16 protein-coding genes and 1 tRNA gene are annotated in these 14,551 nt (G+C 63.0%); 6 read left to right on the top strand and 11 right to left on the bottom strand.

What is annotated here, in order from left to right:
• Window positions 1-3: 3 nt before the first annotated feature.
• From ACT89O_RS02415 to ACT89O_RS02405, 3 genes are all read right to left on the bottom strand, one after another.
• A complete protein-coding gene (locus ACT89O_RS02415) occupies window positions 4-675 on the bottom strand; it encodes a BON domain-containing protein (protein ID WP_055398400.1) in 672 nt (223 codons plus the stop codon).
• A complete protein-coding gene (locus ACT89O_RS02410; RefSeq protein ID WP_055398399.1) occupies window positions 672-1,274 on the bottom strand; it encodes an SIS domain-containing protein in 603 nt (200 codons plus the stop codon). The genes ACT89O_RS02415 and ACT89O_RS02410 overlap by 4 nt, the downstream gene beginning before the upstream one ends.
• 100 nt (window positions 1,275-1,374) lie before the next feature.
• On the bottom strand, window positions 1,375-1,785 hold the full coding sequence (locus tag ACT89O_RS02405; protein WP_055398398.1) for a YraN family protein: 411 nt from the start codon (window positions 1,783-1,785) through the stop codon (window positions 1,375-1,377).
• Between ACT89O_RS02405 and rsmI the strand changes: the two genes are divergently transcribed.
• The gene (gene rsmI, locus ACT89O_RS02400) at window positions 1,785-2,744 is read left to right on the top strand and encodes a 16S rRNA (cytidine(1402)-2'-O)-methyltransferase (protein WP_487261702.1); all 960 of its coding nucleotides are present in this window, start codon (window positions 1,785-1,787) and stop codon (window positions 2,742-2,744) included. The genes ACT89O_RS02405 and rsmI overlap by 1 nt on opposite strands.
• A gap of 132 nt (window positions 2,745-2,876) precedes the next feature.
• On the opposite strand, the gene ACT89O_RS02395 is transcribed toward rsmI, so the two are convergent.
• On the bottom strand, window positions 2,877-4,133 hold the full coding sequence (locus tag ACT89O_RS02395; RefSeq protein ID WP_487261701.1) for an Hsp70 family protein: 1,257 nt from the start codon (window positions 4,131-4,133) through the stop codon (window positions 2,877-2,879).
• Between the two features lie 577 nt (window positions 4,134-4,710).
• Here ACT89O_RS02395 and ACT89O_RS02390 point away from each other — a divergent pair.
• From ACT89O_RS02390 to ACT89O_RS02370, 5 genes are all read left to right on the top strand, one after another.
• On the top strand, window positions 4,711-5,172 hold the full coding sequence (locus ACT89O_RS02390; protein WP_487261700.1) for an HNH endonuclease: 462 nt from the start codon (window positions 4,711-4,713) through the stop codon (window positions 5,170-5,172).
• Complete coding sequence (locus ACT89O_RS02385; RefSeq protein ID WP_487262909.1) at window positions 5,093-5,467, top strand: hypothetical protein; 375 nt, start codon at window positions 5,093-5,095, stop codon at window positions 5,465-5,467. The genes ACT89O_RS02390 and ACT89O_RS02385 overlap by 80 nt, the downstream gene beginning before the upstream one ends.
• A 301-nt stretch (window positions 5,468-5,768) precedes the next feature.
• The gene (locus tag ACT89O_RS02380; protein WP_487261699.1) at window positions 5,769-6,383 is read left to right on the top strand and encodes a rolling circle replication-associated protein; all 615 of its coding nucleotides are present in this window, start codon (window positions 5,769-5,771) and stop codon (window positions 6,381-6,383) included.
• Window positions 6,380-6,607 carry a DUF4224 domain-containing protein gene (locus ACT89O_RS02375; RefSeq protein ID WP_487261698.1) on the top strand — a complete coding sequence of 76 codons (228 nt, stop codon included), beginning with the start codon at window positions 6,380-6,382 and terminating at the stop codon, window positions 6,605-6,607. Before ACT89O_RS02380 ends, ACT89O_RS02375 begins: the two co-directional genes overlap by 4 nt.
• Window positions 6,607-7,584, top strand: coding sequence for a tyrosine-type recombinase/integrase (locus ACT89O_RS02370; RefSeq protein ID WP_487261697.1), 978 nt, complete (start codon window positions 6,607-6,609; stop codon window positions 7,582-7,584). Before ACT89O_RS02375 ends, ACT89O_RS02370 begins: the two co-directional genes overlap by 1 nt.
• Here the strand turns inward: ACT89O_RS02370 and ACT89O_RS02365 are convergent.
• The 7 genes from ACT89O_RS02365 to ACT89O_RS02335 all read right to left on the bottom strand — a co-directional run bounded on the left by ACT89O_RS02365 (window position 7,576) and on the right by ACT89O_RS02335 (window position 14,454).
• Window positions 7,576-8,505 (bottom strand): hypothetical protein, encoded by a 930-nt coding sequence (locus ACT89O_RS02365; RefSeq protein ID WP_487261696.1) that lies wholly within the window; start codon window positions 8,503-8,505, stop codon window positions 7,576-7,578. The genes ACT89O_RS02370 and ACT89O_RS02365 overlap by 9 nt on opposite strands.
• Window positions 8,506-8,590: 85 nt before the next feature.
• Window positions 8,591-8,666, bottom strand: a tRNA-Phe gene (locus ACT89O_RS02360).
• A 66-nt stretch (window positions 8,667-8,732) separates the two neighbouring features.
• Window positions 8,733-9,416, bottom strand: a complete 684-nt coding sequence (locus ACT89O_RS02355; RefSeq protein WP_487261695.1) for a response regulator — start codon at window positions 9,414-9,416, stop codon at window positions 8,733-8,735.
• A 39-nt stretch (window positions 9,417-9,455) separates the two neighbouring features.
• Window positions 9,456-11,753: a sensor histidine kinase gene (locus ACT89O_RS02350; protein ID WP_121422030.1), complete on the bottom strand. Its 2,298-nt coding sequence runs from the start codon at window positions 11,751-11,753 to the stop codon at window positions 9,456-9,458.
• A complete protein-coding gene (locus ACT89O_RS02345; protein ID WP_487262808.1) occupies window positions 11,750-12,307 on the bottom strand; it encodes a DUF4390 domain-containing protein in 558 nt (185 codons plus the stop codon). The genes ACT89O_RS02350 and ACT89O_RS02345 overlap by 4 nt, the downstream gene beginning before the upstream one ends.
• Window positions 12,308-12,368: 61 nt before the next feature.
• Window positions 12,369-13,679 carry a 16S rRNA (cytosine(967)-C(5))-methyltransferase RsmB gene (rsmB, locus tag ACT89O_RS02340; RefSeq protein ID WP_487261694.1) on the bottom strand — a complete coding sequence of 437 codons (1,311 nt, stop codon included), beginning with the start codon at window positions 13,677-13,679 and terminating at the stop codon, window positions 12,369-12,371.
• 190 nt (window positions 13,680-13,869) lie between these two features.
• Entirely contained in the window at window positions 13,870-14,454 is a 585-nt protein-coding gene (locus ACT89O_RS02335; protein WP_487261693.1) for a LemA family protein, read from the bottom strand.
• Window positions 14,455-14,551 lie beyond the last annotated feature (97 nt).

The raw sequence follows: 14,551 nt of genomic DNA, 5'->3' as shown, positions 1-14,551 counted from the left end.
TCTTCAGCCCCCAGAGGGCTTGGTGTCATCCGTGGTGACGGGTGCAGGCTGCGGAGCGATGCGGCGCAGTTCTTCTTCCGAGACAATCTCGAACACACGCACCACCTTGCTCACGCCGCTCACCCCGCGCGCAATCTCGGTGGCCCGGTTGGCTTCGCGCTGCGACACACGGCCCATCAGGTAGACAACGTTGCGCTCGGTCACCACCTTGAAGGAATTGGCCGAGATGTCCTGCGCGTCCACCAGGCTGGCGCGGACCTTGCCGGTGATGAAGGTGTCGTTGGAACGCTGGCTCAGGGTGCTGGAGAAGGTGGTGATGGTCAGGTCGTTCACCACCGAGCGCACGTTCTCCACCTGCGACACCAATTGCTCGACGGCCTGGCGCTCCTGCGCATTGGGGACTTCGCCCGTCAGCAGGGCCTGGCGGTTGTAGCTCGTCACGTTCACGTGCACGCGGTCGCCAAAAGTCTCGCGAATACGGTTGGCCGCGCGCAGTTCGATGCCTTCATCCTCGATCTGGGTGCCCGCCGTGCGGCGGTCCACGGCCATCACGCCACCCACTACGGCGCCCCCGACGATCAGCGGCGCGCAGGCCGACAGGCCTGCAGCGAGGGCGGCAGCGGCAAGCACGGTGCACACCGTGCGCTGGGTACGGTTCATGGTTGTTTGCTTCATAGCGGATTCTCCTGTTCACCAAGTAACTGGGCGTCCACACCATCGCTCAGGCAATGCAGCACCAGGGCATGGACTTCGCGCACGCGGGCTGCGCGGTCGTGGGGCACGCTGATCAACACGTCGGTTTCGCGCAGCATGGCGGCCAGCTTGCCGCCGGTGCGGCCGGTCAGCACCACCACGGTCATGTCGCGCTCGTGGGCGGCTTCGGCAGCGGCCAGCAGGTTGGCGTCGTTGCCGGACACCGACAGGGCCAGCAGCACGTCACCGGCCTGGCCCAACGCACGCACCTGGCGGGCAAACTGCTGGGCGGCGTCGTGGGTACCTCCTGTGGCGGCCGTCAGCAGCGTGCTGTCGGAGGTCAGGGCCAGCGCTGCCAGCTCGGGGCGTTCGCGCTCGAAACCCGCCACGCAAAACGCAGCGAACTGCTGCGCCTCGGCGGCCGAGGGGCCGTTGCCACAGGCCAGCACCTTGCCGCCGCTGGTCACACAGGCCAGGACGGCCTGCACGGCGGCGGCGATGGGGTGGCTCAAAACCTGCGCGGCCTGGTACTTCAGGTCGGCGCTGTCGATGAAATGCTGTTGGATGCGTTGCTCAAGCATGAGGGCTCGATGATACCCGCCGCGTGTTACAGCTTTTGTAGCAAACCGTAGTCACTGGCATTGCGTTGGAGCCCGAATGGGGGACAGGGAACGGATGGGGTCACTGCGCATCAAAGGCCGCCTTGAGCCACTGCACCGAAGCCTCGACCAGCACCACATCAAAACGGCAGGGCGGCGGTGATGGCAGGCGCAGCAGGTAGTGCCGGGCCGCAAAAATGATGCGCTGCTGCTTGGTGACGCTGATGCTGGCCCCCGCGCCGCCGAACGCGCTGCCCGCCCGGCTGCGCACCTCCACAAACACCAGCGTGCCATCCCGCTCGCGCATCACCAGGTCAATCTCGCCACCGCCGCGCCCGGGCGTCCGATAATTGCGCACCACCAGTTGCAGGCCAGCCGCCTGCAGATGGGCCAGGGCCTGGTCCTCCGCCACATTGCCGCGTTCGCGCGTGGTGGCGGCAGGGGCAGCCGGGCCAGAGCCCCCCGCCGGTTTTCTCTTTCCAAGGAATTTCATTGAGCGCATCTTTCGCTTCAGCCCAGGGCGCCGCGCGCGAAGCGGCGGCTGCGCAGCATTATCCCGAGGGCGCCTTGTACGTGGTGGCCACGCCCATTGGCAATCTGGCCGACATCACCCTGCGCGCGCTGCACGTGCTGCAAATGGCCGACACCGTGGCCTGCGAAGACACGCGCCACACGCAGTCCATGCTGCGCGCCTACGGCATCGACAAAGGTGCCGCCCAGCTGCTGGCCGTGCACCAGCACAACGAGGCCGAGGCCGCCCAGAACGTGGTACAGCGGCTGCAGCAGGGGCAGCGCGTGGTGTATGTGAGCGACGCAGGCACGCCTGGCGTGAGCGACCCCGGCGCCCGGCTGGTAGCCGCCGTGCAGGCGGCCGGCCTGCGTGCCGTGCCCCTGCCCGGCGCCAGCAGCATCACCACGGCGCTGAGCGTGGCCGGTGCCGTGGCCCACAGCACCGAGCATGGCGGCTTCGTGTTTGCGGGCTTTCTGCCCGTGAAGAACGCGGAGCGCGCCACGGTGATTGCGCAGCAGCTGGCCCACGAGCCGCGCTGCGTGGTGCTGCTCGAAGCCCCCCACCGCATCAACGAATTGGCCCTGGCCCTGGCGGTGCTGGGCGATCGCCCGGTGACCCTGGCGCGGGAATTGACCAAGCAGTTCGAGGAAGTGACCACGCGGCCCGCCAGTGAGCTGACGGCGTGGCTGGACGGCGCGCCCCAGCGCTCGCGCGGCGAGTTTGTGGTGCTGCTGCACCCGGTGGCGGTGGCCAGTGACGATGGCGCCAGCCTGCGGGTGTTGCGCCTGCTGGTGCAGGAGCTGCCGCTGAAAACCGCCGTGCGCCTGGCTGCCGAGATCACGGGTGCATCGCGCAATGTGCTGTACGACACGGCCCTGGCGTGGAAGCGCAGCGGCGCGAGCGGGGAAGATGAGGACGAAGCAGGCGACGCCGGGAGCTGATAACACCTCGGATTTCAGGTCAAATTGGCACCTAGCGCTTGATGGACAAGCGCTGATAGCTATATTTTTAATAGCATTTCATCCGCCACAGCGAATCCACCACCGGCCCTGGTGCCGCCGCCCCCTCCGGATCTATCGCCCTGACACCGCCAACCCGGCCGCCACCCCGCCAAACAAATCGCCTTCCACCTGCGGAGTGTCGGGAAACGCCGCTTTGAGCGCCTGCCGCAGCGGCCGCAGGGCCGACGAGCCCCCGGTGAGATAGATTGCATCCAGCCCCTGCACACCCAAGCCCGCCAGCTGCACACATTCCTGCGCGCAGGCGACCACCTGTTCGAGGGGTTGCAACAGGGACTGCGCCAGTCCCTCCGGTGTCACGGCGGCACCGAGCCCGGCCTCGATCCAGTCCAGCGGCATGGGCGCTTCGGCATCGGCCAGCGAGGCCGCAATCTTGGCCTGCTCCACCGTGTTGGCCATGCGGTGCCCCAGGCGCTCGTGCAGCACCCGCATGAGCCGCGCGTGCAGCCGTGCATCGGAATAATCGGTGCGCAGGTTCTGCGCATCGCGCAGCGCGCGCGGCGAGTACAGCCACTGGATCAGATGCCAGGTGGACAGGTCAAAAAACACCCGGCTGGGCACCTCGCGCCCCGTGGGCCCGGTGTGCCGAAACCCGAGCAAGGGCATCAACAGGTCCAGGCTCAGCCGCCGGTCAAAGTCGGTTCCACCCACGTGGACGCCGGTGGTGGCCAGCACATCGCTGCCGCGCTCGGCGCGCGCCATGCGCTCCGGCCCCAGCCGCACCACCGTGAAGTCCGAGGTACCGCCGCCAATGTCCACCACCAGCACCAGGGACTCCTGCGCGATGCGCTGTTCGTAGTCCAGCGCTGCGGCAATCGGCTCCAGCTGGAACGACACCTCGGCAAACCCCGCATCCAGCGCAGCCTGGCGCAACGCATCTTCCGCCTGCTGATCGCGGTCGGCATCCCCATCCACAAAATGCACCGGCCGCCCCATCACCACCCGGGCAGGCATGCCGCCCAGCTCATCGCGCGCCCTTTGCACCAGCATGCGCAAGAAGAGGCTGATGATGTCCTGGTAGCTCACCATCTTGTTGTGCACCGCCGTCTTGTCCTGCAGCAGCGCACTACCGAGCAGGCTCTTGAGCGACCGCATCAGACGCCCCTCGGTGCCCGCCAGATACTGGCCCACGGCATCGCGACCAAAGTGCGTGCGGTGATCCTCTGCGTTGAAGAACAGTGCAGTGGGCAGTGTGTGCGCACTCCCTTCCAGCGCAATCATCCGCGCCAACCCCGCCCCCTGGCGCACGGCCATCGCGGAGTTGGAAGTGCCAAAGTCGATACCGAGGGTGGTGTCCTTCAGGAGGGGCATGGGTGAAGTGTCGAAGCGATGAGGAAGTGTTCAACGCACACCCGCCACAGCCTCGGTGAACGCAAACATCGGATGCGGTGCTGCGGCGAGAAGAATGCTCTGGGCAGCTTGGTGGCGCGACAGGAGACCCGTCCAGAGCCCCTCCGAGGCACGACCCAGCGCCGTGGACACCGCATGCAGAATGGAAAAAGCCCTTGATTAGCAAAAATCAAGGGCTTTTATTTGGTGGCCTGGGGCGGAATCGAACCACCGACACAAGGATTTTCAATCCACAAACAAAAGCCCTTGAAATCAAAGACTTGCGAAAAATACTGTCTACAAACACCTTTACTCCGCATGGATGGGTTCAAAGGCGAAATTCGAAAAAGGAAGGCGATTGTAGAAGGTCGGAGACTTGACGATCCGCACGAGTATTGTTAAATTTTTACCGCTCACCTAACTGGTGAAGTGTCTGCATCAGCAGACTGTCTGGTTGGCTCTCAGAGCCGCCCCCCAGCGCGTTCTTGTGGCTCAGCCCGGGCGTGCACCTCGTGACTTCCTCGCGGAAGTTCTTAGTGCATTTTCTCGGAGCTAAACAATGCCCAACCTTCGTCAGCGACGCCAGCGCGCATTTCACCAACAACAAGGCCTTTGCTACTATTGCCAGCGTCCCATGGCACCGGCAACCGCCTCAGATGCAATAAACCGCTGCACAGCGGAGCACTTAATCCCGAAAGTAGAGAAGGGAAGCGATTCCCAGTGGAATCTGGTTGCGGCATGCTGGTTCTGCAACTTCCACCGTCACGAGGGTAGGCGGAGTGCTCAAACGCCGGCCGAGTGGGCAACCCACGTTCGATATCAGGTGCACCGCGGACGTTGGCCAACCACCTACATAGCCGCATCGATTTCGTCAGAAATCGTTGCGGAACAAGCACCGCTGACAGGGGGCATGATGTCCCCTTCCCTGCTATCCTTAGCCGATGCCCAGCAAACCCAAGCCACGCAAAACACCCATCGCCACCAAAGAGCAGGCGGCGGAACGCTACGCGCTGATGGATAACGCTATACGCGCTGGCGGCTATCGGATCGATGAGCTGGAATCGGCCCTGGGCATGTACATGATGGGCTTCCACTACGGTTGGAAGGTGCTGCAGCTGATTCACAGCAAGAAGACGATCAAGAAGTACGAAACGCTTCTGGGCATCAAGATCACGGAAGTGTTCGATGAGTTCGGTCCGGATGCGGATCGAACCAATGCCTACGCGCTGATTCAGGCCGCATCCAACTTCTGGAAGCTGGTTTCTGGCGACGATAAGCCAGCGCTCCCCATCGACAAGCGCGAGCTGACCGAATAAGGGAACTACAAATCCCTTGACTGGAGTTTCAAATCCCCTTTAAATAGGGGACATGAAATTCCCTTTATCTACACCAACGACCGGCAGCAGGGCGCCTGCGGGCGCCGGCGCGCAGGCGGAGCGCGCGGCGGGCGCGCAAGCGCCTGCTGGGCTTGTCTCAATTAAAACAAGTGACACGCTCAGTCCAGACGAAGTAGAGATAGATCAGAAGAAGGCACGACTCACACGCCTTCGACGTTCAGTCCTCACTGCTGCCCACTTGTTCCAACAGCCGTGGTCCGGATTCAGGACTCGCACGGCCATGCTCACGCTGACCTACCGCGATGTCGACGCGTTCGAGCCTTGCCATATCTCCCTGCTGGTCAAGCACATCCGCCAATGGCTGCAGCGCCGAGGCTATCGCATGTTGTACGTCTGGGTTGCAGAGCTTCAACAACGAGGCGCTTTGCACTACCACGTGCTTATCTGGCTCCCCAAGGGCCTGACTCTCCCCAAACCCGACAAACAAGGATGGTGGCCCCATGGAAGCACACGAATCGAGTGGGCCAAGCGCCCTATCGGATATCTCTGCAAATACGTCAGCAAGCTGGATATCGAGGGCGGACTTCCGAAGGGTGCTCGACTTCACGGAGCAGGCGGATTCGTCCCGGTCGCTCAGCAGATTCGACAATGGTTCAACCTGCCCACATGGCTCAAGCATCTCGCCGGAGTCGGCAGCAAATTTGTGCGGATTAAAGGTGTTGGCTTGGTGGATCGGGCTTCGGGGGTTTGCGTGCAAACGCCCTGGCGGGTGTCCATCAGCGGCAAGCGCATCACTGCGCAAAAGGTTTTCGAATACATCGGGGGAATGAAAAACGTCGCAGGGCCCTACTCGTGCCTTGGACGCCCGAACCTTTTTGCACCTGCGGCACCATGAATAGCGATCCCCTATTCCTCACACCCGACGAAGTAAGCACGCTCACCGGCTTTCGACTGCCATCGCGCCAAGTGCAATGGCTGCGCACCAAGGGCTGGCGCTTTGAGATCAACGGCAATCGTCAAGCCATCGTGGCACGCAAATACGCTGAAAAGATGCTGGGTTGCGGGGCCCCCGAGGAACAGGGCTACCAGCCCAATTTCCGGGCGCTGCAGGGGGCGTAATGGGGCGTCGTAGACAATCCAACTTCGATGACCCACCGCGCTTCCACCGCAAGGGCAATGTCTGGTACCACGTGAGCGGCACCCTGCCCCGCGTGTGGAGCAAGCTCTCCAACGACCGGGCCGAAGCCCTGCGCCTGTGGGCCCTGCGTGAAGGTGTGCGAGACGACGAATCAACGCGGCTTTTTTCGGTGGTGGCTAGGCGGTACGTGCGCGAGGTGTTCCCCACCAAGAGCGTGCAGACCCGGCGCGACAACGACAAGGAACTCGCCAACCTGCTGCGCGTGTTCGGCCACATGCCCATCGAGGCCATCGCGCCCATGCACATCCGCCAGTACATGGACCTGCGCGGCCAGGTGGCAAAGGTGCGCGCCAACCGCGAGAAAGCCCTGTTCTCGCACATATTCAACAAGGCCCGGGAGTGGGGTTTCACCACGGCGCAGAACCCCTGCCAGGGCGTGAAGGGCTTCAAGGAAACGGGGCGCTCGCGCTATGTCACCGATGAGGAATTCGACCGCGTGCGGGCTAACGCACATTGCACAGTGGTAGATGCGATGGACATTGCCTTGCTGACGGGACAGCGGCCGGCCGATGTGCTCAAGATCAAGTGCACCGACATTCGGGATGGGGCTTTGTGGATTGTGCAGAACAAAACCGGGACACGCCTGGGCATCGAGATAACGGGCGAGCTGGCCGCCGTGATCGAACGCATCAACCAACGGCCCAGGAAGGCCATCAGCGCGTTTCTGATTCAGGACGAGAACGGACAGCCGCTCACCCAGGGGGCGCTGCGCTCACGCTTTGACAAGGCGCGCACGCTGGCGAAGGTGGATTTCCAGTTCCGGGACATTCGAGCGAAGGCGGCCACCGACACTGGCGACCTGGCCCATTCTCAGAAACTGCTGGCCCACAAGAATCGAGAAATGACCGAGCACTACATTCGCGCTCGACAAGGAGAACTCGTCAGACCGCTACGCTGAAGGGCTATGAGGCACAAAACCCCGCTGGAGGATGGCGCTCAAAGCTTGTCGTCCAGCGGAAGTTACTTCGAAAACTCCATTGGCGCTAGCATCCCGAAAGATCAGTTTTAGACCCAATAGTTGATCTATAAGGGTAGCGACCAAGTGAGGCTCAGCGCCAGGAAACTGCGCAGCTAACATCTCCCCCGTGAACCTCCGCTTATTGCGAACTGCATAAAGTGCCATCGCTTGATCGGCTGTCAATCCTCGCCGAGCCAGCGACCCAACGGTTCCCTGAGCAACTCCATAGAAGTCATCCTCCTGCAGACTGAACTTCCGCTCAACGCTTTGATTCTCCGGTTCGTCTGGATCTACGACCTGCTCACTTTTTTGCTCAGCACCCAGAGAGTCGGAATCTTGAGCACTAGACCCCGTTTGCGCGAGTCTTTCTTCCAACTCCTTTTTCTGGGATAGCGCCAGATCCAACTGAGCCTCCACCTCCTCGAATTTCTCAGACAGGGTGCGGACCTCATCAATCCGACGCCGACGCTCGGACGTTAGCGCCTCCCTCAAGCGCAATGCTGAAGCTCGAGGCAGTGGAGTCTCCCCGGCCACTTCCAAAAGGAGTTCAATTGTTTTCTTCTCACGCTCCTTGAGAAACCACGTGACCCACCGATGTACAAATGGACTGATCAGTACGAATGTGACCGCGACCAAGAGAGGATAGGCGAACGCAAACCATCCCCAATGCCACCACTCCGGATAAAGCCGCGTATCGATGTAAGTGATTTTTTCAGCTGTCGACTGGTCGCCGAACAACACCAAAAGCAACCGAAAATTCAGCACGCCCCACGCTATCAGATAGCAAACGTACAGAGGGTTGGCCAACCGATCTTTCAGATAGGTCTGAAATGAGGCGAGGAGGTCTCGAACTGCATCCATGGCGGAACAGGAAGAGTTGTAGAAAGAACCGATTCGGTAGTAGAAACGCCCCAGAACCCTTTCGGGCGCTGGGGCGCATCATATTTGGTGGCCTGGGGCGGAATCGAACCACCGACACAAGGATTTTCAATCCTCTGCTCTACCGACTGAGCTACCGGGCCTGAGCCTCAAATTATAACCAGAAAAAAATGCCGTTTTGGCGAAACCGCCAATAATTTCTTGCAAGCCTACCCGCGTTTGCCCCGGCCCAGATCGACACCCAGCTGGCGCAGCTTGCGATAAAGGTGCGTGCGCTCCAGGCCCGTCTTTTCGGCCACGCGCGTCATGGAACCGCCTTCGCGGGCCAGGTGGAATTCGAAATAGGCTTTTTCAAACCCATCGCGCGCTTCGCGCAGGGGGCGGTCCAGGTCAAACCCTTGGTGCGCGTGCGGGCCAGCCTCGACGCCAGCCATGATGGCCGACACAGTAGGCAGTTGCGAAAACGTGGGGTCGGCCGGGGTATGGACGGGCGCTGGGGCAGCAGCCACCGGGGCGGACTGGTGGGCAGCGTTGCGTGCCAGGCCCTGCTCCACCGCCTTGAGCAGCTTTTGCAGGGTGATGGGTTTTTCAAGAAACGAGAAGGCGCCGATCCGGGTGGCCTCTACGGCGGTGTCGATGGTGGCGTGGCCACTCATCATGATCACGGGCATGGTCAGCACGCCCGCTGTGGCCCATTCCTTGAGCAACGAAACCCCGTCGGTGTCCGGCATCCAGATGTCGAGCAGCACGAGGTCGTAGGTGTTGCCTGCCCGGGCCGTGCGCGCCTGGGTGGCGTTTTCTGCGAGGTCTACGCTGTGACCTTCGTCGTTCAGGATTTCCGACAGCAGATCACGAATGCCGAGCTCATCGTCGACCACCAGAATGTTTGCCATGTGTGTTGAAGCGCCTTGGGGTACTGCGGGGCGGTGTTGTTATGACGCCACCGCTGGTTCAGGGGCGAATGATAACGACACTTGGGCCCCCCGCAATACGCCATCTTCGGTCCGATTCGACAAGTCAATGCGCGCACCGTGCTCATCGGCAATCTTTTTGACCACGGCCAGACCCAGGCCGGTGCCCCGGGGCTTGGTGGTGACGTAGGGCTCGAAGGCGCGCTGCAGGATGTGCGCAGGAAAGCCCCCCCCGCTGTCAGAAACCGTGAGCCGCACGCGGCGCGAGGACTCACTCCAGCGAGTGCTGATGCGTACCGGGGGGACGGGCTCCGAGGTTCCAGCGCGCGCCTGCTCGGTGGCGTCTTGCGCGTTTTGCAGCAGGTTGTGCACAACCTGCCGCAGCTGCTGCGCATCGCCTGCGATAGAGGGGCAGCGCGGGTCCAGCTCGGCTTCTACGCGCACGGCGGCGTTCTCTTCGCCGTAGAGATGGAGCACGTCGGCCACCAGGGCATTGAGGTCCAGCGCATGGAGTTCTGCAGCAGGCAAGCGTGCGTAATCGCGGAATTCGTTGACCAGCCGCTTCATCGCATCGACCTGATCCACGATGGTCTTGACGGACTTGGCGAGGATGGCCTGTTCAGGGCCGGGCAGCTTGCCAGAGAGCTTCATTTCCAGCCGCTCCGCAGACAGCTGGATGGGCGTAAGCGGGTTCTTGATTTCGTGCGCCAGGCGCCGCGCCACCTCACCCCAAGCCTGCGCGCGCTGGGCGGAAACAATTTCCGAAATGTCGTCAAAAACCAACAGTCTGGCCGAATCGGGCAGTTCCGCCCCCCGCGCGACGAGGCTGGTAGCGTGTTGCCCGACGCCGCCAGAAGACGCATGCAGCTCAAAAGGCTGCTGCCAGTGGTCCAGTCCATGGCGTTCGTGGTCGCCCAGGAAAGCGTCGAAGTGCCCTTGCACCGACGCCGCAAACTCGGCGAGCCCGGGCACTTCGGACAGGGGACGCCCCTCATAGGCCGCCATCGGTGCGCGCAGGATGCGGGTGGCACCGGGGTTGGACGAGCGGATCAAGCCCTGGGCATCCAGCACGATGACCCCGGCCGTGAGGTTGTCCAGGATGGTCTGCAGGTTGGCGCGTGCGGCATCGACTTCGCCCATGCTCTGCTCCACGGCATGGCGGGCGTCGGACAACTGCTGGGTCATCAGTGCAAAAGAGCGTGTAAGTCCACCCAGCTCATCCTTGCCCTGCAATGCAGCCTTGGGGCTGAGATTGCCAGCCGCCACCTCGCGCACCCCCTCGGCCAGCACCAGCAGCGGGCGGGCCAGCTGGTTGCCCAGCAATACCGCCAGCAACACGGCGCCAAAGACAGCCAGGAACAGGCTCAGCGTGAGCGTGCCCACATACATGCGCCGCAGCCCCCCACGGGCCAAGGCTCGCTCCTGGTATTCGCGGTTGGCCTCCTGCACGGCGATGGCGTTGGCCACCAGCGCAGGCGGCAGGGGCAATGTGGCCTGCAGGTATCGGGGCTCCACGAGCAAGCCGACGCTGGGGCTGCTGACCAGCGCCAGCACTTTCACGCGCGCATTCTGTGCTGCGGCAGGGTCCGAAATATCGTCCAGGCCCTCGATCTGCGCGGTGGCGCGCTGCTGCCGCACGGTGCGCAGCAACGCCACGCCGGGCCGGTCGGGGTTCAGGCTAAAGCGCGATTGGCCTGCACTGGCTACCGCCTGGCCCGCAGCATTCCAGAGTACGACGTCGGTGGCTCCCAGCTGGTCGCGGATGCGCTCCAACACCAGACCAGCCGCAGCATCGGGCACCTGCGCCACTTGGGCACTGGCATTGCGCGCTTTTGAGGCCATGTCGGCGGCCAGCGAATCCAGCGACACACGGGCCAGGTTCACCCCCGCTGACAGAGCGCCCTCCACTTTCACATCGAACCAGCTCTCAATGGACCGCGTGACAAACTGGTAGGACACCACATAGATCAGCAGCCCCGGCATCAGCCCCACCAGCGCAAAGATGGCTGCAAGCTTGACCAGCAGTCGGCTGCCAAAGCGCCCTTTGCGCAAGCGCATGCCCAGCCGCACTGCCACCCACACGAGCACGGCCAGCAGCAGCACGGCCACCAAAACGTTCACGCCAAAAAGCCAGGCGTAGTTGCGCTCGTACAGCGCGCGGTTGTTGGTGGCCAGGGTGAGAAGGAACAACAGCACCATGCCGATGGCCGACATGATGGCGGCTCCAACCCCCACGGCCCAGCGCACGGCGCGCGACTGGCGTGCGGCGGCATGGGCCGACGCGGAAGCTCCCGTCTGAGAAGACTCTGGAGGGCTCACTTGGCGAAGGTCTCTGCAGCCAGGCGTTGGCTGCGGGACACCAGGAGATTCCAGCCCGAGCGCCCGACGGCACCGATCTGGAAGGGTCGGGGCAACTGCGACATATCAAGCCGGAACCGGAAATTGACCGTATGGACGGCATCTGCCTCAATCACATCGCGTTCAGCGATCTTCCATCGCGAAATGCGCTGAATGGCCGACAACGCATCGGCATAACTGTCAAAATTCTGACCCAAAACCACCCCCAGGCCACTGTTGGTGAAAGGTACCGGGGAGATGTTCAGACGCCAACGTCGCGTCAACGGCTGATAACTTAGCCGCAGATAGCGGGTGGTTTCAGCCACTTGGCGGTCAGACCAGTACCAGCGGTCTCGCAAAACCTGGGCCTCGGCCACGAAGAACATGGGAATGCCCTTGTACAGCGCATCCTCGGCGAGCTCCGGCAGCACAAATTGCAGTGTGGTGCTGAGGTAGAGGCCATCCTCGGCACGGTCCAGCCGAAGTTCGCCCACCTCGGGGTCCACCGGCTGACCAGCGATAGCCGACTGCACCATTGCGGCCCATGCCACCCAGAGAAAGAGCGCACAGATCGCCACCCAACGAGCCCCACGGAACTCATTGCGGCGATTTTTGCAACAGTGCGTAAAAAAATCCGTCGTGGTCACCCGACCGATTGTCCGGGACAGCTCCGGGCTTGTCCCCGTTGGCGGGGATTAAATGACCCGGCGACGGCAGCAATTGCGCATCGGTGTTGTGTGCAAGAAACGTTTGCACCTGGTCGTCGCCTTCGGCACGGAACACGGAACACGTGCAATACAGCAGCCGTCCGCCAGAGCGCAACAGCGGCCACAGGGTCTTGAGCAACCGGGCCTGCAGGCCTGCAAGCTGCGCAATATCGCTCTCGCGGCGCAGCCAGCGCACATCCGGATGGCGGCGCACGATGCCCGAGGCCGTGCAGGGCGCATCCAGCAAGATGGCATCGAACTGGGCACCATCGCAATGCTGCTGCCACCAGTCTTGCGGACGCGCCGCATCAGCCACCACCACTTGGGCGCGCAGCCCCAGGCGCTGCAAGGTCTCACCAATGCGCGCGCTGCGGGTGGCATCGATCTCCAGCGCAGTGACCTGTATCGGCGCACCAACGCCTGCCCACTCCAGAAGGTGGGCGGTTTTACCCCCAGGCGCCGCACAGGCGTCGAGCACCCGCACAGGCCGGGTGAGGTCCAGACCTTCAAGTAACAGAGGCGCAGCCATCTGGGCTGCGGCATCCTGCACCGAGACCCAGCCCTCTTCAAACCCCGGCAGCGATTGCACGGGCACGGGGTGCTGCAATACCAGTCCCACACTGCCGGATGGAATTGCTTCTAAATTGATAGCTGCTAGCGCTTTCTGGTAAAGCGCTAGAGTGGTTTTTTGTGCATTGACCCTCAGCGTCATCGGTGCGTGGGCATTGTTGGCCTGCAGAATCTGCTCCCAGTGCTGGGGATGGTCCTTGCGCAGGCGCTCGACCCACCACACCGGATGGTTCCAACGGGCCAGCGGATCGCCATCGGTGCGGGCAACCAGCGCTTCGCGTTCGCGCAGAAAGCGGCGCAAGCAACCGTTGAGGAATGAAGCCTGCGCACGCGTGGACGCGCTGCGTTTGGCCGCTTCCACCACCTGGTTCACCAAGGTGAACGGCTCGTACGGCGACTCCTCAGGGTTCCAGCACAGCGCCAGCGCCGTACACAACAGCGCATCCGCAGCCGGTGGAGGCGTGCGTGCAACCATCTGGCGGCGCAACGCCTCCGCCCGTCCGGCCTGGCGCAGCACCTGGAACAGGAGAGACTGCACCCCAGGGCGCAGAGCTGTGTCTACCGCCGCCAGTGCTGCGGTGCCCGACTGCCCGGCGCGAATGGCCTGCAAGGCACTGGCCACAGCCTCCAACTGTTGCCATAGCGCTACGGGCTGACCGCCCGCCCCCGGGCGACTGGCGCCGCCCGGGCCGGAAAGCGTCCGGTCACGGGCTGGCGCGTTGTTGGCTCTGTCGGCTCGCTTGTTAGGCCCGGGGCGGGACGCAGGGCGTGGGGGTTGTTGTCGTGGTGCGGGTGGGTTCATTGTGGTCCTGGCAACCTTTCTACAGCCCGCGGGCGGCCTTGAATCCGAACACCCAGGCCAGCAGGTTGGCTGGAAACTGGGCAATGGCAGCGTTGTAGTGCAACACCGCTTCGTTGAAAACACGCATCGCCTGGTCGTTCTGCAGAACATGCTCGTCCCACCGAACCTGCCACAGCGATGGGGACACGGGCGGCGCGTCCGCAGCGGCGGTAGCCACAGACGTCTGCGCCCGGGTCGCTTGCCCACTGTTGTGTGTGGCCTTCTGCCAGGACGCATGGAGCACCTCGCGCGCTGCCGCCAAGGCGGCCACCGCGTCTGGCTGCAAGGGACGCGCCCGCGCCATGGCCAAGGATGCGCTCAGCTGGGTGGTGGCGCCTTGCAGTGCCGCCATCTCTGGCTCCGTGTCACCTGCCGAGGGGGCCTGCTGTACGGCTTGCGCCGCACCATACTCACCCATCAAAGACAGCTGGCGCACCATGTGAGCGTCAAAGCTGCCAAACGCCTGCACAACGGCCGAGCGCAGCCGCATCAGGCGGTTGTAGGCGCCCAGCGCCCAAAAAGCGGCAATGGCAAAAACAATCCAGAAAAGGGGCGATGACCACATGCACAGTTGCCGTCCTCGCGTGCACCACGCGTTACGGCCCGATAAGGAAATGAGGGAGAAAGGCGAAGACTACGAAAGATCGAAGTGCGGGTTCCAG

This window comes from Acidovorax sp. NN32 (assembly GCF_057597245.1).
Note: the sequence above shows the minus strand (reverse complement) of the source record. Positions and strands in the feature narration are given on the sequence as shown.

What these genes read in the sequence shown, in the direction of transcription:
- ACT89O_RS02415 (WP_055398400.1), bottom strand. Translation starts at nt 675, where the DNA reads ATGAAGCAAACAACCATGAACCGTACCCAGCGCACGGTGTGCACCGTG.
- ACT89O_RS02410 (WP_055398399.1), bottom strand. Translation starts at nt 1,274, where the DNA reads ATGCTTGAGCAACGCATCCAACAGCATTTCATCGACAGCGCCGACCTG.
- ACT89O_RS02405 (WP_055398398.1), bottom strand. Translation starts at nt 1,785, where the DNA reads ATGAAATTCCTTGGAAAGAGAAAACCGGCGGGGGGCTCTGGCCCGGCT.
- ACT89O_RS02395 (WP_487261701.1), bottom strand. Translation starts at nt 4,133, where the DNA reads ATGCCCCTCCTGAAGGACACCACCCTCGGTATCGACTTTGGCACTTCC.
- ACT89O_RS02390 (WP_487261700.1), top strand. Translation starts at nt 4,711, where the DNA reads ATGCCCAACCTTCGTCAGCGACGCCAGCGCGCATTTCACCAACAACAA.
- ACT89O_RS02385 (WP_487262909.1), top strand. Translation starts at nt 5,093, where the DNA reads ATGCCCAGCAAACCCAAGCCACGCAAAACACCCATCGCCACCAAAGAG.
- ACT89O_RS02380 (WP_487261699.1), top strand. Translation starts at nt 5,769, where the DNA reads ATGCTCACGCTGACCTACCGCGATGTCGACGCGTTCGAGCCTTGCCAT.
- ACT89O_RS02375 (WP_487261698.1), top strand. Translation starts at nt 6,380, where the DNA reads ATGAATAGCGATCCCCTATTCCTCACACCCGACGAAGTAAGCACGCTC.
- ACT89O_RS02370 (WP_487261697.1), top strand. Translation starts at nt 6,607, where the DNA reads ATGGGGCGTCGTAGACAATCCAACTTCGATGACCCACCGCGCTTCCAC.
- ACT89O_RS02365 (WP_487261696.1), bottom strand. Translation starts at nt 8,505, where the DNA reads ATGGATGCAGTTCGAGACCTCCTCGCCTCATTTCAGACCTATCTGAAA.
- ACT89O_RS02355 (WP_487261695.1), bottom strand. Translation starts at nt 9,416, where the DNA reads ATGGCAAACATTCTGGTGGTCGACGATGAGCTCGGCATTCGTGATCTG.
- ACT89O_RS02345 (WP_487262808.1), bottom strand. Translation starts at nt 12,307, where the DNA reads ATGGTGCAGTCGGCTATCGCTGGTCAGCCGGTGGACCCCGAGGTGGGC.
- ACT89O_RS02335 (WP_487261693.1), bottom strand. Translation starts at nt 14,454, where the DNA reads ATGTGGTCATCGCCCCTTTTCTGGATTGTTTTTGCCATTGCCGCTTTT.